This is a genomic window from Streptomyces reniochalinae (assembly GCF_003323735.1).
Taxonomy (GTDB): domain Bacteria; phylum Actinomycetota; class Actinomycetes; order Streptomycetales; family Streptomycetaceae; genus Streptomyces; species Streptomyces reniochalinae.
Genome location: NZ_QOIM01000033.1, coordinates 53,515 through 77,440 on the forward strand (window position 1 = coordinate 53,515; position 23,926 = coordinate 77,440).

A 23,926-nucleotide genomic window follows, 5' to 3' on the forward strand; every position below is an offset into this window, starting at 1 on the left:
CGGCGTACCCGACGACAGGCGCACCCGGGGGCGCGCGACGTGCCGCCCGCCCCCTCCGGGGCCCGCCCTGAGGACGCCGCACGCCCCAGTACGATCACGGCCATGCCGTCGAGCGAACACCCGGGCACGCCGTCCGACCGGGAAAACGGCGTACATGAGCGCTGGGGAAAGCTAGAATGGACAGTTTGCCGGGAAGCCGGGAAGCCGGGAAGCCGGGAAGCCGGGAAGCCGGGAAGCCGGGAAGCCGGGAAGCCGGGAAGCCGGGAAGCCGGGAAGCCGGGAAGCCGGGAAGCCGGGGCGTGGCGCGGATGTGCTCTTCGTGGTGCGGACAGCCACGACACTGCACCGGTTGCTGGACGCCGCTCCGGCGCTGGCGGGCGACCGCCGCATACGCCCGTACGTGACGCTCGTCCCCGGGTCGGAGTTCGACGCGGACGCACTGGCCGCACTGGAGGGGCTGCGGGCGCTGCAACTGCCGTGGGACGAGGCGCGCCGACGGCCCTTCGCACTCGTACTGGCGGCTTCGGCGCGGGGCGCCCTGCACCTGTTGCGCGGGCCGCTGGCCCTGCTGCCGCACGGGGCGGGTTTCGGCAAACGGATGCCTGCCCGATCCGGCGGCGGCCCGCCCCGGGAGGACGGGAGGGACCCGGCGAACGGCCTGCACCCCGAGCAGCTGCTGCGCCCTGACGGACGGGCCCTCGCGGCCCTGCACGCGCTCGCCCACCCCAGCCAGCTCGACCGGCTCGCCGCGCATTCGCCGCGCGCCGCCGCCCCCGCCGCCGTCGTGGGCGATCCGACGCTCGACAGGATGCTGGAGTCCCTGCCGCGCCGGGAGCGGTACCGACAGACGCTGGGTACGGGGCGCCGGCGGCTGGTGGTGGCCGTCTCCACCTGGGGCGAGGAGTCGTTGCTCGAGCAGCGCCCGCAGCTGCCGCTGCGGCTTGCCACGGAGCTGCCCCACGACGCGTACCAGACGGCTCTGGTCCTCCATCCGAACGAGCACGCGCGCAAGGAGCGGTTCGGCATCCGCCAGGACTTCACCCCGGAACGGAGGGCGGGCATGCTGCTGCCCCGCCCGTACGAGGAGTGGGCCGCGCTGCTGGTCGCGGCGGACTGTGTGATCTCCGACCACGGGTCGACAGCGCTGTACGCGGCGGCGCTCGGTCTGCCGGTGGTGAGTGCCTGCGAGGGCGGGAGTGAACTGCTCGGTGGCACCCCCATGGCGGAGCTGATGGAGGGCGCGCCCAGGCTGGACGAACGGACGCCCTACGAGGAGCAGATGGAGCGGGTGCTGGCCGGGCACCGGACGGCGACCGTACGGCAGGCGGCGGCGGGTGCCTTCGCCCGGCCAGGGGACGCCCTGCCCCGACTACGGGAACATCTGTACGGCCTGCTGGGGCTGGCGCCGCCGCGGGTGCCGGCCGAGCCGGAACCCCTGCCGCTCCCCCACGACGTGGCCCGGCGTTCGCCCGCCCCCTGGGCCTTCGCCGTGGACGTGGCCCTCGCCGACGCCCCGGCTCACACGGTTCCCCAGGAGCGGGCCGGGGCCCTTCCCACCGTTCGGGTGGTGCGCCGCCCCGTCTCCGGCCGGCCAGGGGACCACCTGGCGGCCGAGGCCGACTGGGCGGGCCTGCGCCACGTGCAGAGCGCCGGGCTGCTCTACCGGCACATGCGGCAAGAGTCACCGGCGGGCGAGACCGCGGCAGGAGGGGCACCGACAGGACGGGCTTCGGCGGAAGAGGCTTCGGCGGCGGAGTGGAGCGCCGACGTACTCGCGCGGTATCCGGGCTGCCGTACGGCCGCGGCGCTCCTCGGTCGGTACCGCTGTGTGGTGCGGGTACGCGGCTGCGGCCTGTTGCACGTCCGGATCGAGCCGGAGGGAGCGCCGCCCGATCCGGTGGCCGTGGTGTGCGGAGTGCACGCCTGGCTGGCCAAGTGGCGCGGTCCCGTCCGGTCCGGACAGCGGGTCTTGTGCGGGGTGGGCGGGCAGCGGGCCGTCGCGGTGCTCTCCCCCGTGGAGAACCTCACCCCCGCGGGGGACGCGGTGGACGTGTCCTCACAGTGGTCGTAGCGGTGGTCCTCACAGACGCCCTCACAGTGGTCCTCGGTGGCACGGACGGGCTTCGGGCGCTGTCCCGTACGGGTCAGCTCCGCAGCACCCGAGCTCCCGCGCGGGTCTCTATGGCACGGGCCGCGGCGCGGCGGTCCGCGGCCGTCTCCGGCTGATGCGTCTCCTCGGCGAGATCGGCCAGCGCGTGCAGCGCCTTGGCTTCGTCGTGGTCGGCGCCACGGGTGCGGGCGCTCGCGAGTGCACGCTCGTAGAGCGACCTGATGCTGTCCCCGCCACTCCCTCCTGCGAGGTCCGTGAGGTCCGTCGGATCCGTGAGGTCCCCTCCGCTCGCTCCGGCGGCCTGTTGCAGGGCGCGGGCGAGCTCGTAGGCGGTCAGCCCCGTCATGCGCTCGCGGTCTTGCGCGAGCGCCTCTCGGTGGGCGGTTTCGAGGAGTTCCGCGGCGCGCTGCGGTGCGCCGTGGTCGGTGAGGGTCTTCCCGAGAAGGTAGCCGAGCAGGAGCACGCCGTAGGCGTTGCCGATCTGTTCGTGGATGCGGCGGGAGGCGGTGAACTCTTCAACGGCGGCAGCCGTGTCGCCCTCCTCGCGGTGCAGCAGTCCGCGGAACTCGAGCGTGGAGGCGCGCAGTTTCGGTTCTGCTCGCAGTCCGGCGGCGGCCCTGACGGCGTGGTCGATCTCGACGCGTGCCTGTGCGAGCTGCCCGGACTCCCACAGGGCGCGGGCCAGTTGGCAGCGCATCCGCGCCTGTGCCGCCAGGTTCTCCGTGCGCTGCGCCGAGGCGAGTCCGGCGCCGAAGGCGTCGATGGCCTCGGCGTGGTGACGGTGGTCCATGTAGTGGGTCCACAGAGGCTCGCACAGGCCCCAGGCGTCGGCGTCGGCTTCCGGGTCGCCCACCTCGTGTGCCAGGTGGACGCAGGCGTGCAGCGCGGGGTGTTCGGCGGCCATCCAGCGGGCAGCCTCCGCCTTGTCCCCGAGGGGCACGTCGGGGGCGTACGGCAGGGGCGGAACCGGGTCGGCGAAGCGCATCCGGCCCCCCGCGACCAGCGCGTCGGCGCGTTCGGCCTGCCTGCGGTACCAGCGCACCACCCGCCGGTGCGCCGCCGCCACCTCTCCCGGTCGGCCGTCGCGCCGGGCACAGCGCTGCGCGTGGGCCCGCAGCAGGTCGTGCATGCGGAGGCGTTCGGCCGCATGCGGGACCGCGCCGTCCCGCTCGTCGCCGCCCTCCCAGAGTGCGACGAGCCGGGCGTCCTCCAGCTCCCCCAGTGCGTCGTAGCCGGTGTCGATGTCCTCGGCGCCGAGGAGGGCGACGGCGGAGGCGGCCGTGAAGGACGGCCCCGGGTGGGCGGCCAGGAGCCGGTAGAGGCGGGCCGCCGGTGCGGTCAGTTCGCGGTAGGCGGCGTCCCAGACTGCTTCGACCACGGGCAGGCCCTCCTCGTCGAGTTCGGTGCGCAGCGCGGCGACGAGCCGCTCGGGGGGCCTGCGCCGGTGCGTGCGCAGGTAGCGCCCCGCGACGTGCAGTGCGGCGGGCAGCCCACCGCACATGCGGGCGATCTCGGCGACCACCTCGGGGCGGCCTCCCGCGGGACCCGCGCCGTCGACGAGGGTGTGCAGCAGCCCCTCGGCCGCCGAGCCCGGCAGCGGCCCCAGCGGGACCTCCAAGGCGCCCGTCAGTCCTTCCAGCCGCTTGCGGCTGATGACGACGGCGACCGCGGACGCGGAGACGGGCAGCAGCGGTTCGGCCTCGCTGGCGTAGGCCACGTTGTCCAGGACGACGACGAGTTCGCGTCCCCAGGTGCGCTGCGCGTACTGGCGGTGCCGCCCTGCGAGGTCCTTGGCCAGCCAGGGCTCGTGGACGCCCAGGCCGCGCAGCAGGACGGCCAGCACGTCCGACGGGGACACCCCGCCCTCCCGACGGTAGTCGTCCAGGTCGACGTAGAGGGCGCCGCAGCCGCGTTCGCGGTGGGCCTCGTGTGCCAGCCGCAGCCCCAGCGCGGTCTTGCCGGCCCCGCCGATGCCGCTGACGGCGACGACCAGCGGGCGCACCACCTCGGACGTCGCGCCCTCCGCCGCGGCGGCTGCCCGCCGCCGTCCGAGTGCCCGCGCCACACCGGCCCGCTCGTCATCCCGGTCCGCGAAGTGCGCGGACTCGACGGGGAGCTGCACCGGTGGGGCCGCGGGCTCCTCCGGTGCGGCATAGGTGTGGTGGTGCACCGCGCCGATACTGGCGGCCTGCACCACCGCACCGGCACTGACCTGCCCGTCCACGGTGTTGTGCGTCTGCTCGCTCACACCCCGACTCTAGGGCGCCCGGGGCGTGCTGGGCAGCGTGCGCATCAACGGATACGTCGGTGGACGTTCTCCTTCGTAGACGGACCGGGGGCCACCTCCGCGATCCACGGCCCGTCGGTCGAGGGGTCGATGACGCCTTCCTCAAGCCAGGTGTAGGAGCCGTCGAGGACTTCGCGGACGACCTTGCGGTCGAGGTCGTCGGTGTTGCTCCACAGACGGTCGAACAGTTCGTCGACGCGGAGGCGGGACTGGCGGCAGAACGCGTCCGCGAGCTGGTACGCGGCCCGCCCTTCGGCACCGTCGGTGCCGTCGCGCCGCAGCTTCTCCGCGCGGACGCAGGCGGCGCTCATCGCGAACAGTTCGGCACCGATGTCCACGATGCGCCCGAGGAAGCCCTGTTTGGTCTCCATCCGGCCCTGCCAGCGCGACATGGCGTAGAAGGTGGAGCGGGCGAGCTTGCGTGCGGTGCGCTCGACGTGGCGCAGGTGGGGGGCGAGTGTGCCGAACTCGGCGTAGGCGCCGGGCAACTGGCCCGAGCCCGCGACGAGCCGGGGCAGCCACTTGGCGTAGAAGGTACCCGCCGTGACGGCTGCCTTGCGCTTGTCGGCCAGGGTCTTGTCCGGGTCGATGAGGTCGCCGGCGACCGACAGGTGCGCGTCCACGGCCTCGCGGGCGATCAGCAGGTGCATGATCTCCGTCGAGCCCTCGAAGATGCGGTTGATACGCAGGTCGCGCAGGAGCTGTTCGGCGGGGACACCGCGTTCGCCGCGGGCGGCGAGGGACGCGGCGGTCTCGAACCCGCGTCCGCCGCGGATCTGGACCAGTTCGTCGGCCATCTTCCAGGCCATCTCACTGCCGTAGAGCTTGGCGAGCGCCGCCTCGATGCGGATGTCGTTGCGCTCCTCGTCGGCCATCTGCGAGGACAGGTCGAGCACGGCCTCCAGCGCGAACGTCGTCGCGGCGATGAAGGAGATCTTGCCGCCGACGGCCTCGTGCTCGGCGACCGGCCTGCCCCACTGGACCCGTTCGCGGGACCACTGGCGGGCGATGCGCAGGCACCATTTGCCCGCGCCGACGCAGGTGGCGGGCAGGGAGAGGCGGCCGGTGTTGAGCGTGGTGAGCGCGATCTTGAGCCCCGCGCCCTCGGGGCCGATGCGGTTGGCCGCGGGGACGCGCACCCGGTGGAAGCGCGTGACACCGTTCTCGATGCCGCGCAGCCCCATGAAGGCGTTCCGGTTCTCCACGGTGATGCCCTCGGAGCCGGCCTCGACGACGAACGCGGTGATGCCGCCCTTGTGCCCTGCGGCGCGGCGCGGGTCGTCGGCGGCGGGCTCGGGCACGCGTGCCATGACGACGAGGAGGTCGGCGATCACCCCGTTGGTGGTCCACAGCTTCACCCCGTCGAGCAGGTAGTCTCCCTCGCCCCCTGCCTCGTGCGGACCGGAGGCGCCAGCGCTGTCGGGCACGGCGGTGGTCGCCAGCCGTGCGGGGTCGGAGCCCACGTCGGGTTCGGTCAGCAGGAACGCGGAGATGTCGCTGCGGGCGCAGCGCGGCAGGAAGGCGTCCTTCTGCTCCTGGCTGCCGAACATCTTCACGGGCTGCGGTACACCGATGGACTGGTGCGCGGACAGCAGCGCGCCCACAGCCGGGCTGGCGGAGCTGACCAGGGCGAGTGCCTTGTTGTAGTACACCTGGGTCAGCCCGAGCCCGCCGTACTCGGTGCCGGCCTTCATGCCGAGCGCCCCCAGCTCCTTCAGGCCGGTGATCACCTCGTCCGGGATCCTGGACTCACGTTCGATCAGTGGTCCGTCGACCGTGGTCTCGACGAAGTCGCGCAGCCTGGCCAGGAACTCCTCGCCCCGCGCGATGTCCTCGGCCGCCGGTTCCGGGTGCGGGTGGAGGAGATCGAGGCGGAAGCGGCCGAGGAACAGTTCCTTGGCGAAGCTGGGCTTGCGCCAGTCCTTCTCCCGGGCCGCCTCGGCGACTTCGCGGGCTTCGCGTTCGGAGACGGTCATCTCGCTCACCTCGGAGGGGTGTGGGAGGCGGTTCGCGGTACGTGACGGTGGTGGTGTCCGGCAGGCGCCCCCTGGGGGCGCTGTCGGGTCCTGCTCGGTCGTGTGTACCCCATTCCCTCCGCCCCTACCATTCACCGCGCGCGCAGAGGCCGGTCACCGCGCGCACGATGCCGGCAGAACGGGCCCACCGTCCTGTCGGCTCGCCACGCTCTCGGCATGCGGGTCATCTGGTGCCGCCCTCGCTCTCGGGTCGCGCCGCGCACACCTCGCCGTGAGCCGCTTTCAGCCCCGCTCCGGCCGGATGGTTCACCCCGCGTGGCCGCCGCCAGGGGTGACCAGACCGGACTCGTACGCCAGGACGACGGCCTGGGCGCGGCTGCCCAGGCCGAGCTTGGCCATGGTGCGGTTGAGGTGCGTCTTGACCGTGGACTCGCTGATGACCAGGGTTTCGGCGATCTCGGGGTTGGAGAGACCGCCCGCGACCAGACGGAGCACGTCCACCTCCCTGCCGGTGAGCACCTCGAGGGTCTCGGGAGGCGGCGCGGCCTGGCCCGGGGCCGGCGCGTACGCCTCGATCAGCCGGCGCGTGACACTCGGGGAGAAGAGGGTGTCCCCCTCCGCGACCGCGGCGACGGCGGCCAGCAGTCGCTGCGGCCCCGTGTCCTTCAGCAGGAAACCGCACGCCCCTGCGCGCAGCGCCGCGTAGACGTACTCGTCCAGATCGAAGGTGGTCAGCACCAGGATGCGGGGGCGGGGCTCGCCGCTCGCCTCCAGGATGCGTTCGGTGGCTGTGATGCCGCTGGTGCCCGGCATCCGGATGTCCATGAGGATGACGTCCGGACGGTGTTCGGCGGCCAGCACGACCGCCTCGTCACCGTCGGACGCCTCACCGACCACCTCCATGCCGGGCGCCGCCCGCAGCAGAGCGGCGACACCCGCCCGGATGAGCACCTGGTCGTCGACGACGAGAACCCTGATCGTCACCGTATTCGTCCCCCCCCCTGCGCGCTCAGGGCTCTCAGGCGGGGAGGAGCAGTCGCACCTCGAAACCGCCGCTCGCCCGGGGCCCGGCCTCCAACCGGCCCCCGTAGATCCTTGCGCGCTCCCGCATCCCCATCAAGCCGTGCCCGCTGGGAGGGGGCGAACCCAGGCCGGGCGGCACGGGCGTCCGGCGGCCGTCGTTCGTGACGGTCACGGCCAGCCGGCGGGGCTCGTAGCCGACGGCGACGTACGCCTGGGCGGGGTAGGCGTGTTTGAGGACGTTGGTGAGCGCTTCCTGGACGACGCGGTAGGCGCACTGGCCGAGACCGGGCGCCAGGTCGCGGGGCTCCCCGGTGACCGTGACCGCCACGGCTATGCCCGCTGCCCGGACGCGCTCCGCCAGCTCGGGCAGCTGGTCGAGCCCGGGCGCGGGGCCGAACGCCGTGCCCGTGTCACCACGGTCGACGAGCCGCGCGTCACCGCCGTCGAGACGGTCGCCCTCCTCGATGCGCAACACCGCCAGGAGCCGCCGCAGTTCGGCCAGGGCCTCCCCCGAGGTGCCGGAGATGGTGCCGAGGGCGCCTCGCGCGGTCTGCGGATCGGAGTCGAAGACGTATCCGGCCAGGCCCGCCTGGACGGAGATCACCGACATGTGGTGCGCCACCACGTCGTGCAGCTCCCGGGCGATGCGGACCCGCTCCTCCGCCACGGCGCGGCGCTCGGCCCCGGCCCGCTCACGGCGCAGCTGTCCGGTGAGATCCGCCAGTTCGACGTTGCGCTGTGCCGACTTGCGCGCCAGGTGCCCGAACCCACACAGGACGCTGGTGTACAGCACGCTCTGTCCGAACACGGTGGCCCACGCACTCTCGTGGCCCGTCGTCCCCGCGAAGTTCCACACCCCGGCCAGCAGCAGTGCGCAGGGGAGCGCAGAGCGCAGCGGCCGGGACGAGGCGACGGTGTACAGCGCGAGGAGCGGTCCCAGGGTGTTGACGACGGGCCAGTAGTCGAGGGCGACGTACACGGTCCACACCGCGAGGACGCCGAGACACAGAATGACCGGTTTCCGCCGCCGGAAGGCGAGCGGCAGGTTCACCGCACAGGTCAGCAGGGTGCCTGGCGTATCCAGACCTGACCAGCCCACGGGGGTGCGGTCGTGGCCCAGCAGAAGGCTGACGGCCGTGATGGCGAGCGCGATGGCACCGTCGTAGGCCCACGCCGGTACGCGCTCGGCCGCGCGGCGCAGCTGGGTCCAGGCCGTCGTGCTCAGCATCGTCGCAGCGTAGCCACCCATGCGGACGGTCGACATCCACCGGGCGCGCTGTGTGGGCGCGTTGCTCCCTACAGCGCTGGTACGACGTCTGAGCGCCGGCTACCGCAGAAGGACAGGTTCCACTTACCGCCGTACGGTGACGCCCGGACGGGCACCACCCGCGTACCTTCTGGTCCCAGGAAGAGCGCCACGTCCCGGGACCCGGGGGGAGACAGGCCGCGGTCAGGGGGAGGCCGCGCCGGCTGAGAGGCTCAGGACGTGGCGCTGTTCGGTGTGCGGATGTGCCGCTCCTCGCCACACGGACGTGGCGCCCCTCGCCGTGCGGACGTGGCACTGTTCGCCCTGCGGACGTGTCGCTCCTCGCCGCGCCTGCGGGAACGTGCCGCTTCACGGTGTCGCGTCGTCCGGCGGCGCGTAGTGACCGGTCATCATCAGGACGAGGATCACGAGCAACAGCAGCAGGGCGATGCCCGCCACGGCGGTCGTCAGGGTGCGGCCGACGCGCCGTCGCTGCCACTGTTCACGCAAGGACATCGATCCCCACCTCCCCTGTGGATGCGGCCACCCTCGCACGCGAGTGCTGCGGAACTGCGTTCCCCGTGCACTGTCGAGCACTGTAACCGGGCGGCGGGGAGGGAAGGCCGGTTCTGGGCCCTTACGGGACGCGACAGGGGCAGGTCAGGGGACGGCCCGGAAGTGGGTGGTGAGCCTTCCCTCGTCGTCGTGCACGTGGAAGGCGATCAGCGGCGGCAGTTCGTAGTCGAGGGGACCGTCGTCCTCGCCCTCCCAGGGCATCCTGAGCGTCGAGACCACCCCCGGCGCCGCCACCAGCGGCAGCCCGGCGAAAGTGGTGACCGCGGGAGTGTGGCTGTGCCCGCACAGCAGACCGGCGACGTTGCCATGCCTGCCGACGACTTCGGCAAGACGCTCCTGGCCGAACTGCCGGATGGCATCGACGTACTGGCCGTGCAGCGGGACGGGCGGGTGGTGGAAGCAGACGAAGGCCGGCCTGCCGTCCGGCGCCGCGTCCAGCTCCGCGTCGAGCCAGGTGAGCGTCGTGTCGTCGAGGTAGCCGTGCCCCTTGCCGGGCACGCTGGAGTCGCACATCAGGAGCGTCGCACCAGGCAGGTGGTGTGCCTGGTTGACGGGCGAGGCGTCGACCGCGTCCCCGCCCAGCAGCACGGAGCGGTACGGGCCGCGTACGTCGTGGTTGCCGGGACAGGTGAGCGGCAGGACCCCGTGCGCGGCGAACAGTTCGGCCGCCAGCCGGTACTCGCCCTCCGTCCCGTGGTCGGCGATGTCCCCGGTGAGCAGCACGGCGTCCAACTCGCCAGGGAGACCCGCGAGACATGCCAGCACCCGTTCCGCACGAGCCCGCGCCCGCGCTCCCCCGTCCCCCCGGTCCTGGCCGAGATGGACGTCACTGATCTGCGCAAAGACGAACATGAGGGGTCTCCTCGCTGGTCGGATCGTGTCTGTTCGGTGCGGGTCCGTATGCCTGCCTGAGGTCTGACGGGCCGTGCGGCGGCCGGGTGAGCCGCCGGAGGCCGTCCGGCTTCCACCGGCGGCGTTCCAGCGGCATCCCACCGGCCTGGCGTCCCTCGGCTGACGACTGACGGGGTGTCGTCGGCTGTCGGTCTCCGGTGTCGGCCGGCGGGTGGAGCTCAGCTCTTCCAGTGGACGGCGAAAGCCTGCGCGGGGTTGTCGACGAAGATGCGCCGGGCGAGGGCTTCGCCCAACTCGCGTGCCACACGCGGCCGCAGCACGCGACTCACCTGCGCCACCCCGATCTCGGCCCGCGCCTGCGCGGTGACCGTGTCGCCTCCCAGCAGCAGGCGGTCGCCGTACCCGCGCTCCGCGAGGTCCGCGAGGCTGTCGAACAGCCGCCAGTCCGTTGCGTGATGCGCACGCGAGGGGCCGTCGAACACCAGCCAGGCACCGGACCGCGCCGCCTCCCGCTGCGTTTGGAGGTCCGGACACCGGCCCAGATGCCCCAGCAGCACACGGGACGGCGGCACACCCAGCCGCTCGCACAGGAGGCCGAGAACCTCAGCCGCGCCCGTGCCCAGCTCCAGATGGACGGCGATCGGGGCGCCCGTCGCGTGGTGGGCCTCGGCTGCGGCCGTCAACGTCCGCCGCGCGTGCGGGCCGAGCCCGTGGAAGTCCCCCGCGACCTTGATCAGCCCCGCCCTCGGAGCCGCGCCGCAGATGCCCCCGCGCACCCTGAGGGTCAGCTCCTCCACGAAGAGCGCAGCAAGGTCGGAGGGGGGCTCCTCGGCGTAGTGGACGGCCTGGTGCAGCCCCGTCGCCGCGACCAGACGGACACCTGTGCGCCGGGCCAGTTCCGCCAGAGCACCGGCATGGCGGCCCATTCCGTAAGGCGTCCACTGCACGAGGCTTCGCCCACCGTGCGCGGCGAGCTCGCGCAGTTGCCGCTCCGCGGCTTCGGCGTCGGCCAACTCCTGGCCGGGCAGCCGCGGACTGCGCAGGAAGAGATGGTCGTGGCTGTCACAGACACCCAATTCGGCCCCGAGCAGATCCCCGAGGACGGTCCGGACGGCGGGAGCGCCCACCCTGCCGGGGGACGAGGATGCGGTGTCCTCTGGGCCGCCGGGCAACGGGGCGGCAGCCCCCGCGCCGCCGGGCGACGGGGCCGTGCCCTCCGCCTTGTCGAACGCGGGGGCGGAGGGATCCGCGTCGCCGGGTGACGGGGCGGCCCCGGGGACGTCCTGTATCCCGCGCTCCGGGCTCGCGTCCCCGCGCCTTCCGCCCCGCGGCCTCCCGCAGTCGGGCGTCACGACGCGGCGCCCGTGGCGGCGCCTGTTCCGGCCGCCTGCGCGTCCAGGAGCGCCAGCAGGCCGTCCGCCGCCTCGTGGAACGGCTCGGGCGCACCGGCCGATCGCGCGAGCACGTAACCGCCCTGGACGACGGCGACGATCGCGGCGGCCACCCCGACGGCGTCCAGGGCAGGGCCGAACTCCCCGTTCGCGCGGCCCTCTTCGAGGACTCCGGCCAGCCGCGTCCGCAGCCAGGCGAAGGTCTGGCTGAGCGGCGCGCGCAGCTCCGGGGCGGCGACCACGTCCGGGTCCTGGGCCAGCCCGCCGAGCCGGCAGCCGCGCAGCACCTCGCGTTCCCGCCGCAGATACCCCGCCACGCGCTCGCGTGCGCTCCCCTCGCGCGCCAGTTCCGCGTCCGCGAGCGTCCGCAGCTCCTCCGCGCTCTTGCGCACCGCCGCCCGTGCCAGGTCGGGCTTGCCGCCGAAGTGGTGGTACATACTGCCCTGGCCCACCCCGGCCCGCTGTTGGATGGCGCGGGGGCTGGTGCCCACGTAACCGCGCTCCCACAGGAGTTCCTGGGTGGCCTCGATCAGCTTCCTGGCCGTGTCCGTACCGCTCATGGGGGACACTCTAGGTCACCATACGTACTAGTAGGTACATAAGAGACGTATCTGCGTACAGGCCGCCCGCCGGAGAGGGAGCGGAAGGGAACAGGCGCCGGGAGGGGGCCGGGCGGGCCGGAAGCCGGTACGCCGCTGCCGGGCGCCCTCGAACGGGCGCCCGGCAGCGGCGCGGAAGAGTGGACCGGTACTGACCCGTACTCAGAGCTCGAGGCCCGTGAGCACCATGACGCGCTCGTAGGTGTAGTCCTCCATCGCGAAGCGCACACCCTCACGGCCCACACCGGAGTCCTTGACTCCTCCGTACGGCATCTGATCGGCGCGGTAGGACGGCACGTCACCCACGACGACACCGCCGACCTCCAGACCCCGGTGCGCACGGAAGGCGGCCTGCACATCGTGCGTGAACAGGCCGGCCTGCAGGCCGTACCTGGAGTCGTTGACCGCCGCGAAGGCCTCCTTCTCGCCGTTCACCTTCACGAACGACATGACGGGCCCGAAGACCTCCTCACAGCCGATCTGGGTGTCCGCGGGGACGTTCTCCAAGACGGTCGGCTCGACGCTGGCGCCGTCCCGCTTGCCGCCCGTGAGCACCTTCGCGCCCCGGGAGACGGCCTCGCCCACCCACGACTCGACACGGCGCGCCGCCTCCTCGCTCACCAGCGGGCCGACATCCGTCGACTCGTCGGAGGGGTCGCCGGTGTTGAGCGCCTCGACCGCGGCCACGACCTTGGGCACCAGGCGGTCGTACACGGACGCGTCGGCGACCACCCGCTGCACCGAGATGCAGGACTGTCCCGCCTGGTAGTTGGAGAAGGTGGCGATGCGCTGCGCCGCCCAGTCGAGATCCGCCTCGGAGGAGTAGTCGGCGAGGACGACAGCGGCGCCGTTGCCGCCCAGCTCCAACGTGACCCGCTTGCGCGGCGCCGAGTCGAGGATGGACCAGCCGACCGGCGCGGAACCCGTGAAGGAGATGATCGGCAGCCGCTCGTCCTGCACCAGACCCGGCATCTGGTCGTTCGGCACCGGCAGCACCGACCACGACCCGGCGGGCAGGTCCGTCTCGGCCAGCAGCTCACCCAGCAGCAGACCCGACAGCGGCGTGGCGGGCGCCGGCTTGAGAAGGATCGGGGTGCCGACCGCGAGCGCCGGGGCCACCTTGTGGGCGCACAGGTTCAGGGGGAAGTTGAACGGCGCGATCCCCAGGACGGGGCCGTAGGGGAAGCGGCGGGTGAAGGCGAGCCGGCCCGTACCGCCCGCGTCCGAGTCGAGGCGCTGGGCCTCGCCGCCGTTGAAACGGCGCGCCTCCTCGGCGGCCCAGCGGAAGACGGACACACAGCGGCCGACCTCACCGCGCGCCCACTTCATGGGCTTGCCGTTCTCGGCGGAGATCAACTCGGCGATCTCGCCCGCACGCTCCTCCAGGCGGCGCGTGACGTGGTCGAGCGCGGCGGCCCTGACGTGGGCGGGCGTCGCGGAGAACTCGTCGGCGACCGCGACAGCGGCGGCCACGGCCTCCTCCACCTGCTCCGCGGTGGGAATGCTGACGGCGCCGACGTGCCTGCCGTCCCACGGCGAGGTGACATCGAGCGTGCTGTCGCCGGTGGCCTTGCGGCCGGCGAGCCAGAATGCGTGAGGAGAATTCGCTGTCGTCACTGCGGATCGCCTTCCGGATGCGGATGAGTGGCTCGGTTTCCGCGTCCACCGTAGGCCGTGCGAGCCCGACCGCTTCTTGTCCGGAACGTAGCACTCGGGCGGCGGCTTGCTACGCATTGTCCCTGTGCCGGTCGCCCCGCACGGGCGTTCCTTACGTGGAACCCCTCACCTCGCGCGGGCACCGCCTCCCGAGGAAACCCTTCGCCCCGCACGAAGTGCCGCCTGCGCGAAGCCTCTCGCCCGCACGGGCGTCCGTTACGTGGGCATGGCCCGGAGACTGTCAGCTGGTGGCTTTGAGAGCCAGCCACAGCTCCATGCGGACATCCGGATCGTCCAGTGAACGCCCCAGGATCTCCTCCACCCGGCGCATCCGATACCGCAAGGTGTGCCGGTGCACGCCCAGCTCCGCCGCGGCCGCGTCCCACTGGCCGTGCCGCGAGAGCCAGGCCCGCAGCGAGGCGACCAGGTCGCCCCTGCCGTTCGCGTCGTGCTCCCGCAGCGCCCGCAGCAACCCGTCCGCGAAGGCCCGCACGGCATCGTCGGCGAGCAGGGGCAGCACGGAGCCCGCGGCCACGTCCTCGTGCTCGACGAGCGGCACCCCGCGCCGCCTGGCGACGGACAGTGCCTGGTCGGCCTGTTTGAACGCGACGGCGGCGGCCGGCAGCCCCGCCGGCGCGGACACGCCGATCGACAGCCCCTCCTCGGCGCCCCCCTCGGGCCGCCGCCCCGGCTGAGCGGCATCGGCCGTCGCGGCGAACTCGGCGCACGCGGCCACCGCGGCCCCTCCGTCCGCCGCCAGCACCACCAATCGCGCCCCGTCGGGCACCACGAGCACGGCTTCCCCGTTGCGTGCGGCCGCCGTCTCGATCGTGTCGGCGAGCTCTTCCAGCGGCCAGACGATCTGTCCCAGCCGCCCCGCGTCGGAGCCGTCGGCCTGCGGGGCGCCACCCGGTGCGACCACCACGGCCGGCGTCGTTGACGTGGCAGGGCCGTGTGTGTGCGCGGGGTTGAGGCCGGAGGGCACGTCAGCGGCGGTCTCGTGGGTGGCGGACTTCCTGCCGACGGGCTCCTTGGCGGACGGGGCCGCCGACGGGGACGTGGACCTCCCCCGGGACGCGGAGGTGGCGGAAGGGGCCGCCTTCGGGGCGGGAACCCTCTTCGCGGCCGACGCCTTCGCCTCCCTCGGCCCAAAGACGGCAGGCGCGCCGCCGGAGAAGCCTGCCAGGTCGGTCAGGCCGCAGGGCTCGCCCGCGCGGGCGAGGTAACCGGTGGGAAGGGTGGTGGAGGAGTGCACCGCGGCCGTCGCCGCAGAGGTGCGCGAGCCGACGACCGGAGCCCCGGCCCCGGGCGGGGACGCCCCGCCCGGACGCGCCCGGTACCCGGAAACACCCGAGACATCCGAAGTGCCGGAGGTGCCGGAATGGGCCGCCGCGATGCTCTCCTGCGCGTACCGCGCAGCGGCAGCGGAGGCGGGCTCCGCGACGATCACCCGCATCGGCGCGTCCAGCAATCCCCCGTAGAGCTGTCCTGCCACCGCACGGGCGTGATCGCCCTCGCCGACGAGCAGCATCTTCATCACCGCGGCCCCCAGCCGCTGCTCCGCCTCCTGCAAGGCGCGGGAACGCTCCATGGTGAGAGTCAGCAAGGCGATCGCCGAGTTCACGGCGTAGCGCTCCGCCGTCCCCAACGGAGCCGCTGTCCCCACCGCCAGCACGGCCTTCGCGCGTCTGCCGCCGCCGACCGACTGGAGTTCGACGCGGTCGTCACCGCTGTCCGCCTCGCTGACGACCGCGCTGGCCGGCGTCGGCCGGTCCCGCAGCCGTTCGGCGTCGCCCACGAAACGCGCCGCACGCCGCACCGCCCAGGCGGGGGCCGTCGCGACGACGGTGCCGGACGCGTCGTAGAGCGCCGCCCACCCGTCGACCTGCGAAGCCAGCCGGGCGAGCAGCGCGGAAGGCCCCTCGCGCGAGAGCGCGGCCCGGGTCATCTCGCGCTGCGCGTCGAACCCGGCCGTCACGGCCCGGTACTGCTCCGCCGCGATGTCCGCCGAGACGGCCTTGCTGATCGCGATGAACGGAGTGCGCCGCGGCACCTCGAGCAGCGGGAGATCCGCGCGCCGGCACGCCTCGACGAGCGGCCCGGGCACCCCGTCGTAGTTGACCCCGGCGGCGAAGCCGAGACCGACCACCCCCTTGCCGACGAGCTTGCGCACGTAGGCGCCCATCACCTCGGGGTCGTCCGCGTCCAGCTTGAGGCCCGTGAAGAGTATGAGTTCGCCGCCGTCCATGTACGGCGTCGGATCCGCGAGCTCACTGGCGTGCGCCCACCGCACGGACGCGTCCAGCCGGTCGTGCCCCGCGAGCACGGAGAGGCGGAGCGCGGAGTTCTGGACGAGCGTGGCAAGAGTCGGTGGCATAACGCATTTCACCGTACAGGCGTCCGTCCCCGTTCGGTCATTCACTCGATCGGGCGGGGGTCCGGGTGCCAGTCCGGGTTTTCTCGGATTCCTCGCGGCTCCCCGATCAGTCCCCGGTTCCTTCCCGGACTCACATTCGGCGCCCTCTCGGCTGTCGCCCGAGCGTTCGCGCAGTTTCCCGGCTGCTTCCCGGTACCTTCCCGGCTGCTTCTCCGCCGGAGCCGGTCACTCCCCCAGCTTGGTGAGGATCGGCGGGGTGCGCTCACCACGCACCGTGGTGAAGGAGAGAACGGCGTGCTCGGGCTGCAACTCGTTGGCCAGATCGGACGCCGACCACCGTTCCCGCTGCTCACTACGGACAGTGACCGACTCGGCCGTCACATGCTTCCCTGTCGCCAGCCGCCTGACCGCGTGCAGCATCCGCGTGACCGGCTCGTCCGAGACGAGCTGCCGATTGGTCACCGTACGGGTCTGCACCCACTCCGTGCCCCACACCTCGGCGAACCGCTCCGCGTCCCACGGAGTGACCCCCGCACACACCATCCGGCACCCGACCGCGCCCAGCAAAGGGCCACGCAGCGGCTCGGGCACGTCGTCCAGCGCACGCAACGTGAGCAGCACACCGGCGTGCGCCGAGCGCAGCCGCTGAAGCCCGCGCAACGCCTGAGGCGTGACGGTCTGCGCCGCGTCGTCCAGCACCAGGCAGGTGAACAGCGACTGGTCGGCCCGCGCCACGGCGCACTCGGTGAACTGCGCCAGCACCAGTCGGGCCAGAATGCGCGACGCCTCCGCGTGCCCCCGTTCGGGCAGATCCACGCGGACCCTGAGCGGGTGCTCCAGCGCCCGCAGCGAGAAGGGGCGCCGCCCCTCCGCCCTCGGGCTGCCCTCGGGCAGGAAGAAGTCCGCGAAGGCGGGCCTGTCCAGCAGCGCGATACGGTCGGCCAGCAGCGCGGCCACGTCTCCCGCACGCCCGGACTGGCGCTCGAAGGCGTCCAGCTCGCGCAGCTGAGCACTCTGCCCCTCAGCGCGCAGGGCGTCCCGCAGCGCGTCGAGCGCTCCCTGAGCACCGTCCAGCAGCTCACGCAGCTCCGGCACCGCGGGGAAACGCCGGTGCACCGCCGCGAACGGGCCGATGAGCTGCGCCAGCGCCGTGGCCGCCCGACGGCTGTCCCCGCCGGGCAAGGCCGCGGCCAGGTCGCCCACCAGCGCCTCGGCCAGCATGCCGGCGGCCTCGTCCGGGTCCGTCGTACCCCCGTACGGGTCCAGGTCGTGAGTGGAGTCCGGGTGCCCCAACCGCACGACGAGATCGAAGGACTCGTCGTGCACGAAGTGGGAGCCCGCGGGGCTCACCGCGATCACCGCGGCCTGCCCCGCCAACGCTTGCAAACAGAGCGACTCCACCACGGGCCGGGCCAGCTTCGTCGTCTTGCCCGTCCCCGGCGGCCCGACAGCCAGCGCCGACGTCCCCAGCAGTGAGGGGTCCAGCGCCACGCCCGCCCCCCGGTACTCGTGCGGATTGCGCTCCGTGTCGGCGGCCCTGCCGATCCGCACCTGCCGCACCGACAGGTCATGCCGCGCGGCCCTGACAGGGAGATCCCGAGCGCCCGAGGGGTGCCGGCAGGCGCCCGCCCCCTCGCTGACCACACCGTCCACGAACGCCGACAAGCGTTGCGGACGCGCGCGCACCGTCTGCCACGCCCGGTCGATGCGGGCGTGGTCGACGTCCGTCATCCTCCCCGCCCGCAGCTCCGCCGCCAGTCGCTCGGCGGCCTCCCCCGCCCCACCGGACCGCAGCTCGGGCCACTCGACGGGGTCCAGGTGGGGAGGGGGGGTGGGAGAGGGTTCGGTGACGCGGTCGGGGGTGACGCCTGCCTGGCTGCGTGAACCGTCACCGCGCAGCAGTGCTCCCGCGCGACGAAGAAGCTCGTCCCATCGGCCGATGCGACCGAAGAAGACCGCCAATCCGACGAACAATGCGGTGCTGTAGAGACGGGTCGCCCACCCGAAGAGCGTGTGATCTCCACCGGATTCCCGCCAGGAGTCCGGTGTGAGAGCGAGAAGCGGCCATTTCCAGTAGTCGCCCAGATACCCGTTCCACAGCAACGACCACAGCAGCCAGCCCATCAGGAACGAGACGAGCGCGCCGCTGACGAGTTGCCGGGCGGGGATGCGGTCGGGGTCTTCCGGCGGGCGCGGTTGGTAACCGCAGCGCCACACGCCGGGCAGGGCGTCGGGGCGGGGCAGGCGTAGCCAGTCGGCGAGCGGGGGCGCGGACTGCGGTGTGCCGGAGGGCATGGGAGGTGGCCCGGTCTCCACCCCGTGTGCGCCGATCGCGCCCCCGCCGGCGCCGGTCGTGTCACGCGCCGCGGGTGGCGTGGTGGGTGGCGGTGGCGCGGGGCGCGCGGGGGGCACGCCGGGGGGAGTCGCGGGGCCGGCGGATGGGGCCTCGGCTGCTGATGGAGGCTCGGCTGGTGAGGGCGGCGCGTAGCGCGGTGACGGCTCCTGCCATGGGTGAGCGGAGCCGTCCGGACTGCCCGTGCCCTGCTTCCGGTGGGGAAGCCCCATGTCCATGTGCTGCCTCAGCTCCCTGACGCCCCGACGTGTCGGCCTGGTGGGGCCGACACCCTCCTGCCTCCAATCTAGCGGCCACCCACCTCAGTTGGTCCACGCCCGCGCCCGCAGGCGGGTCGTTCGGTGCGCGGGGCCACCGGGAGGCCGCCGTATCGGACGGCGACGCGCAGGGCGGGACGAGGCGGTGGCGGTCGCGTCGGGCTCGCCGCCCCTGCCTCGCCTATGTCCGTGGTGGCCAACCGACGCACCACACTTCTCCGGAGCGGAGCATGTGTCGGTCGCGCACGTGCCCCTAGCCTGCGAAGTACGAGACCCCCGTTTCTCCCGAGGAGTGCGTTATGACCGCAATGACTGAACTGTCCGGAGGGCCCACCCTCCCCCAGGAGCGGCGTGTCGTCACCGCCATCCCCGGGCCGAAGTCGCAGGAGCTGATGGCGCGCAAGCAGGCCTCGGTCGCCAGTGGCGTCGGGACGGTGCTGCCGGTCTTCGCTCGGCGTGCGGGCGGCGGTGTCCTGGAGGACGTGGACGGGAACTCGTTCATCGACCTCGGCTCCGGCATCGCCGTGACCTCGGTCGGCAACAGCGCGGAAGCCGTGGTGCGCCGCGCGACGGAGCAGCTCAACGATTTCACGCACACCTGTGCGATGGTGGCGCCGTACGAGCCGTACGTGCGGGTCTGTGAGGAGTTGGCCGCGCTCACGCCCGGAGACCACGCGAAGAAGAGCGCGCTGTTCAACTCGGGCGCGGAAGCGGTCGAGAACGCCGTGAAGGTCGCCCGTGCGCACACCGGACGCCAGGCTGTCGTCGTCTTCGACCACGGCTACCACGGCCGGACCAACCTGACGATGGCGCTCACGTCCAAGAACATGCCGTACAAGCACAGCTTCGGCCCGTTCGCGCCCGAGGTGTACCGCGTCCCCGTCGCCTACCCCTACCGCTGGCTGACCGGCCCGGAGAACTGCGCCGAGGAGGCGGCGGCCCAGGCCATCGATCAGATCACCAAGCAGATCGGCGCCGACAACGTCGCGGCGATCATCATCGAACCGGTGCTGGGCGAGGGCGGCTTCATCGTCCCGGCGAAGGGCTTCCTTCCGCGCATCCAGCAGTTCGCGCGGGACAACGGCATCGTCTTCGTGGCGGACGAGATCCAGTCGGGCTTCTGCCGCACGGGCCAGTGGTTCGCGTGTGAGGACGAGGGGCTCGTCCCGGACCTGATCACCACGGCCAAGGGCATCGCGGGCGGCCTGCCGCTGGCGGCCGTCACCGGACGCGCCGAGATCATGGACTCCGCGCACAGCGGCGGGCTCGGCGGCACCTACGGCGGCAACCCTGTGGCGTGCGCGGCGGCGCTCGGTTCGATCGAGACGATGCGTGAACTCGACCTGCCGGCCAAGGCCCGCCGCATCGAGGAGATCATGAAGCCGCGGCTGGAGAAGATCGCGGAGCAGTCCGGCATCATCGGTGAGGTGCGCGGGCGCGGTGCGATGCTCGCCATCGAGCTGGTCAAGCCCGGCGGCAAGGAGCCCGACCCGGAGGCCACCGCGGCGCTCGCCAAAGCCTGCCACCAGCAGGGGTTGCTCGTCCTGACGACCGGTACGTACAGCAACGTGGTCCGTTTCCTGCCGCCGCTGGTCATCGGCGAGGACCTGCTCAACGAGGGCCTCGACATCCTGGAGGACGCGCTCTCGGGAATGGTGAGGGCCGACGGGGCTCGGTGACGCACCCACCGAAAGTTCGGTGCCCCACCCACCGGAAGTGCGGGCGCTCGCTCAGGCGCCCGCACTTCCGCGTCCCCGCACGCCCCCTCTTCCGCATGCCCCTTTCCACGTTACCGACCACCCGGGCGACCCCCCGGTAACGTGATGTCTCAGCGGCCGGCGTCGAAGCGTCCTGCTGTGTCCGTTGTGGCGCGTTGACCAGCAGGGGAGCGGTGCCGGTGAAGAATGTGTGCGGGGCCGATGTCCGGTGCGTGTCCCGTCTGTCGGGTCGCGCTCGCCTGCCGTACGGTCTTCCGTGTTGCCGGAACGCGGGGAGGAACCACCCCGGTGTCCCGGCCCGAGCCCGTCTTTCCCCGAGACCGGCCCGGTCGTGCCCTCGCGCACGTATCTCCTCGATCGGATGACGGCTTGTCCCACACCCCCCGGGACCTGCGCGAGCCCGGTCGAGACGGCCGCCCCGGAATCCCCCCGGTTCCTGGGCGGCCCAGCACGTCGATGACCGATTCCCCCCGCTCGCCTTCCGCTGTTCCCGTACTGCGGCTGATCGCTTGCCTGCTGTGCGGTGTTCTCTTCTCGCTGTCCACCTGGCAGGTGTGCGCGCGAGGGCAGCTGGTCCGCTGGGACGAGGAGTTGAGTGACGGCATGCGGGCGGCCGCTCCTTCCCGGACGGCGGCCGAGTCGCTGTCGGACGTCGGCAACATGACGGTGGCTCTACCGGTGCTCGCCGCCGCCATGGCTCTCGCGCTCTGGCTCACCCGGGGCCGCGGCTGGCGGCCGGTGCTCTGTTACGTCTCGGCCATGGTCGTCATGGCGCTGGTCGTCACGGGGGTGAAGAGCTGGACGGACCGTACGGGGCCCCTGGGAGGCGGCGGCTTCTACCCTTCGGGGCATGCCGCCACCACCACGGTGGCTCTCGGCGGAGCGCTGCTTGTCGTGGCCGCCTGGCTCCCCCGCGCGCTGCTGGTCGTGGCGTGGACGGGTGTCGTGGTGCTCTCCCTGGGCAACGGGCTGGGGCTGGTGTGGCGGGGCTACCACTGGCCGCTGGATGTGGTGGCCAGTTGGTGCCTCAGCGTGCTGCTGCTCTCTTCAGCCGCCGCTTTTGCCCGCCGTACGTCTCGTTCCGCACGCCGTGCTCCCCCTCCCGCCTCGGAGTCCCCGGCCTGAGCCGCCGGGCCGACGCTCGCATGTCGCACGGCCGTCAGCTGTCGAAGCCCATGCCGACCTTGTCCATGGCTTTCAGCCACAGGTTGCGCCGTCCCGCCTGGGCGTCCGAGCGGGCCAGCGACCACTGGGTGATGCCGATACCGGCCCAGCGCACCGGTTCGGGCGGGAAGGGCAGCGGCTTCTTGCGGACCATCTCCAGTGCGGTGCGCTCGGTGCGTCGGCCGGCGAGGAGGTCGAGCATGACCTCGGCGCCGAAGCGGGTGGCACCGACGCCGAGTCCCGTGTAGCCGAGCGCGTAGCTGACGCGCCCCTCCATGGCGGTGCCGAAGAAGGGCGAGAAGCGCGAACAGGTGTCGATGGCACCGCCCCAGCGGTGGCTGAAACGCAGGCCCTCCAGCTGTGGGAAGCAGCGGAAGAAGTGCTGGGCGAGCTTGGCGAACGTTTCGGGGCGCTGGTGGTACTCGCGGGAGATCCGGCTGCCGTAGTGGTACAGCACGTCGTAGCCGCCCCACAGGATGCGCTTGTCGGGGGTGATGCGGAAGTAGTGGAAGTGGTTGGCGCTGTCACCGAGGCCCTGGCGGTTGTGCCAGCCGATGGCGGCGTGCTGGTCGTCGCTGAGCGGTTCCGTCATCAGGGCGTAGTCGTAGACAGGGACGACGAAAGGCCGTACCCGGCGCAGAAGGGAGGGAAACGCGTTGGTGCCGAGGGCGACCTGCCGTGCACAGACGCGCCCGTAGGGGGTGGCGACGGCCACCTCGGACCCTCGGGTGTCCAGCCGGGTGGCCGGCGTGTGTTCGTAGAAGCGGACGCCCGCCTGTGCGCAGGCGCGCTTGAGACCCCAGGCCATGCGGGCGGGGTTGAGCATAGCGACGCCGGTGCGGTCCCACAGGCCCGCCAGGAAGGTGGGCGAGTCGACCTCGGCGCGCAGGGCGCTCTCGTCCAGGAAGGTCAGCCCCTCCCCCACGCCGCGTTCCCGCGCCTCGTGTGCCCACTCCTCCAGTTCGGCCACCTGGTGGGGCTCGGTGGCCACACTGATCTCGCCCGTGCGTTCGAAGTCGCAGTCGAGGCCGTAGCGCGTGACGGCCTTTTCGATCGCGTCGAGGTTGCGCTGCCCAAGCCGCTCCAGCTGGCCGATCTCGTCGGGCCAGCGGGCGAGCCCGTTGCCGAATCCGTGGGTGAGGGAGGCCGCGCAGAAGCCGCCGTTGCGCCCTGAGGCGGCCCAGCCGACCTCCTCGCTCTCGACGAGCACCACGTCGCGCCGGGGGTCGCGCTCCTTGGCGAGCAGTGCCGTCCACAGCCCGCTGTAGCCGCCGCCGACGACGAGCAGGTCGCAGCGCTCGTCACCGATGAGGGCGGGGCGCGCGGTCGGGCGGTATGCGGGGTCGTCCAGCCAGAACGGCACGGGCTGGGCGTCGGCGAGAGAGCGGAGGGCAGCTGGAGAGGCCACGGCATCGCTCACGGTTATCGGCTCCTTGTTCTCATACACGAGGGCGGCCCCGCGACTGCGGAGTTCGCCCCGGCGAGCGGGCTTCGGCTCGCCATGGAGGGGGCGGCGTCAGGACTTCTTGCGCCGGCTCGCCACGATCTGGCCGCCGAGCACGATCGCGACGGCCAGGACGAACATCGCCGATCCGATGACGTTCACCTGCACCGGCACGCCGCGCTGTGCGGCACCCCACACGAACATCGGGAAGGTGACGGTCGAGGGGCCCGCGTTGAACTGGGTGATGATGAAGTCGTCGAACGAGAGCGCGAAGCTGAGCATGGCCCCGGCGGCGATACCGGGTGCCGCGAGCGGCAGCGTGACGCGCCAGAACGTCTGGAAGGGACCGGCGTACAGGTCGCGTGCGGCTTCCTCGAGCCGGGGATCCATGCTCATCACACGCGCCTTGACCGCGACGACGACGAAGCTGAGGCAGAACATGACGTGCGCGATGAGAATCGTCCAGAAGCCGAACTCGATGCGCATGTTGAGGAACAGGGTGCCCAGGGAGGCGGCCATCACGACCTCGGGCATGGCCATCGGCAGGAAGATCAGCGCGTTGGTGGCGCTCTTGCCGCGGAAGCGGTAGCGGGCGAGCGCGAAGGCGGCGACGGTTCCGAACGCGGTGGCGAGCAGCGTCGCGAGCACCGCGATGCGGAGACTGAGCCCGAGCGAGCCGCACAGGTTGGCGACCCCGCAGGGGTCCGTCCAGGCGTCCGTGGAGAAGGTCTGCCAGGCGTAGTTGAACCGCCCTGCGGGCTTGTTGAAGGAGAACAGCAGGACGACCAGGTTCGGCAGCAGCAGGTACGCCAGTGCGGCGCACCCGGCCATGACGACGGCGTTCCGGCGCAGCCGGCGCAACAGCGCACCCAGGGACCGCGAGGAAGCCGGCCAGGG

16 protein-coding genes are annotated in these 23,926 nt (G+C 72.7%); 3 read left to right on the forward strand and 13 right to left on the reverse strand.

The genetic code is table 11. The features are described from left to right. The first annotated feature begins 319 nt into the window (after positions 1 to 319). The gene (locus tag DQ392_RS13645) at positions 320 to 2,071 is read left to right on the forward strand and encodes a UDP-N-acetyl glucosamine 2-epimerase (RefSeq protein ID WP_147266527.1); all 1,752 of its coding nucleotides are present in this window, start codon (positions 320 to 322) and stop codon (positions 2,069 to 2,071) included. Between the two features lie 73 nt (positions 2,072 to 2,144). Here DQ392_RS13645 and DQ392_RS13650 read toward each other — a convergent pair whose 3' ends face one another. The 11 genes from DQ392_RS13650 to DQ392_RS13695 all read right to left on the reverse strand — a co-directional run bounded on the left by DQ392_RS13650 (position 2,145) and on the right by DQ392_RS13695 (position 18,388). Then, positions 2,145 to 4,358 (reverse strand): ATP-binding protein, encoded by a 2,214-nt coding sequence (locus DQ392_RS13650; protein ID WP_114015860.1) that lies wholly within the window; start codon positions 4,356 to 4,358, stop codon positions 2,145 to 2,147. 44 nt (positions 4,359 to 4,402) lie between these two features. Beyond that, entirely contained in the window at positions 4,403 to 6,373 is a 1,971-nt protein-coding gene (locus DQ392_RS13655; protein ID WP_114015861.1) for an acyl-CoA dehydrogenase family protein, read from the reverse strand. A gap of 306 nt (positions 6,374 to 6,679) precedes the next feature. Beyond that, a complete protein-coding gene (locus DQ392_RS13660) occupies positions 6,680 to 7,357 on the reverse strand; it encodes a response regulator (protein WP_114015862.1) in 678 nt (225 codons plus the stop codon). 34 nt (positions 7,358 to 7,391) lie between these two features. Continuing rightward, a complete protein-coding gene (locus tag DQ392_RS13665; protein WP_114016014.1) occupies positions 7,392 to 8,624 on the reverse strand; it encodes a sensor histidine kinase in 1,233 nt (410 codons plus the stop codon). Positions 8,625 to 9,011: 387 nt separating this feature from the next. Continuing rightward, positions 9,012 to 9,158 carry a hypothetical protein gene (locus DQ392_RS34455; protein ID WP_181856411.1) on the reverse strand — a complete coding sequence of 49 codons (147 nt, stop codon included), beginning with the start codon at positions 9,156 to 9,158 and terminating at the stop codon, positions 9,012 to 9,014. A gap of 144 nt (positions 9,159 to 9,302) precedes the next feature. Further along, a complete protein-coding gene (locus tag DQ392_RS13670) occupies positions 9,303 to 10,070 on the reverse strand; it encodes a metallophosphoesterase (RefSeq protein WP_114015863.1) in 768 nt (255 codons plus the stop codon). A gap of 218 nt (positions 10,071 to 10,288) precedes the next feature. Further along, positions 10,289 to 11,197, reverse strand: coding sequence for a phosphotriesterase family protein (locus DQ392_RS13675; protein ID WP_114015864.1), 909 nt, complete (start codon positions 11,195 to 11,197; stop codon positions 10,289 to 10,291). 221 nt (positions 11,198 to 11,418) lie between these two features. Continuing rightward, complete coding sequence (locus tag DQ392_RS13680; protein WP_114015865.1) at positions 11,419 to 12,021, reverse strand: TetR/AcrR family transcriptional regulator; 603 nt, start codon at positions 12,019 to 12,021, stop codon at positions 11,419 to 11,421. A gap of 201 nt (positions 12,022 to 12,222) precedes the next feature. Next, positions 12,223 to 13,677 carry an aldehyde dehydrogenase family protein gene (locus DQ392_RS13685; protein WP_114015866.1) on the reverse strand — a complete coding sequence of 485 codons (1,455 nt, stop codon included), beginning with the start codon at positions 13,675 to 13,677 and terminating at the stop codon, positions 12,223 to 12,225. Positions 13,678 to 13,957: 280 nt separating this feature from the next. Then, positions 13,958 to 16,093, reverse strand: coding sequence for a PucR family transcriptional regulator (locus DQ392_RS13690; RefSeq protein WP_114015867.1), 2,136 nt, complete (start codon positions 16,091 to 16,093; stop codon positions 13,958 to 13,960). A 225-nt stretch (positions 16,094 to 16,318) separates the two neighbouring features. Further along, positions 16,319 to 18,388, reverse strand: coding sequence for a type IV secretory system conjugative DNA transfer family protein (locus DQ392_RS13695; protein ID WP_245981439.1), 2,070 nt, complete (start codon positions 18,386 to 18,388; stop codon positions 16,319 to 16,321). Between the two features lie 623 nt (positions 18,389 to 19,011). On the opposite strand from DQ392_RS13695, the gene gabT reads away from it, so the two are divergent. Both gabT and DQ392_RS13705 read left to right on the forward strand, forming a co-directional pair. Next, complete coding sequence (gene gabT / locus DQ392_RS13700) at positions 19,012 to 20,382, forward strand: 4-aminobutyrate--2-oxoglutarate transaminase (RefSeq protein ID WP_114015869.1); 1,371 nt, start codon at positions 19,012 to 19,014, stop codon at positions 20,380 to 20,382. A 495-nt stretch (positions 20,383 to 20,877) separates the two neighbouring features. Then, the gene (locus DQ392_RS13705) at positions 20,878 to 21,546 is read left to right on the forward strand and encodes a phosphatase PAP2 family protein (protein WP_245981441.1); all 669 of its coding nucleotides are present in this window, start codon (positions 20,878 to 20,880) and stop codon (positions 21,544 to 21,546) included. 34 nt (positions 21,547 to 21,580) lie between these two features. Here DQ392_RS13705 and DQ392_RS13710 read toward each other — a convergent pair whose 3' ends face one another. Both DQ392_RS13710 and DQ392_RS13715 read right to left on the reverse strand, forming a co-directional pair. Further along, entirely contained in the window at positions 21,581 to 23,005 is a 1,425-nt protein-coding gene (locus DQ392_RS13710) for an NAD(P)/FAD-dependent oxidoreductase (protein WP_114015871.1), read from the reverse strand. A 96-nt stretch (positions 23,006 to 23,101) separates the two neighbouring features. Further along, positions 23,102 to 23,860, reverse strand: a complete 759-nt coding sequence (locus DQ392_RS13715; protein WP_245981466.1) for an ABC transporter permease — start codon at positions 23,858 to 23,860, stop codon at positions 23,102 to 23,104. Between the last annotated feature and the right edge of the window lie 66 nt (positions 23,861 to 23,926).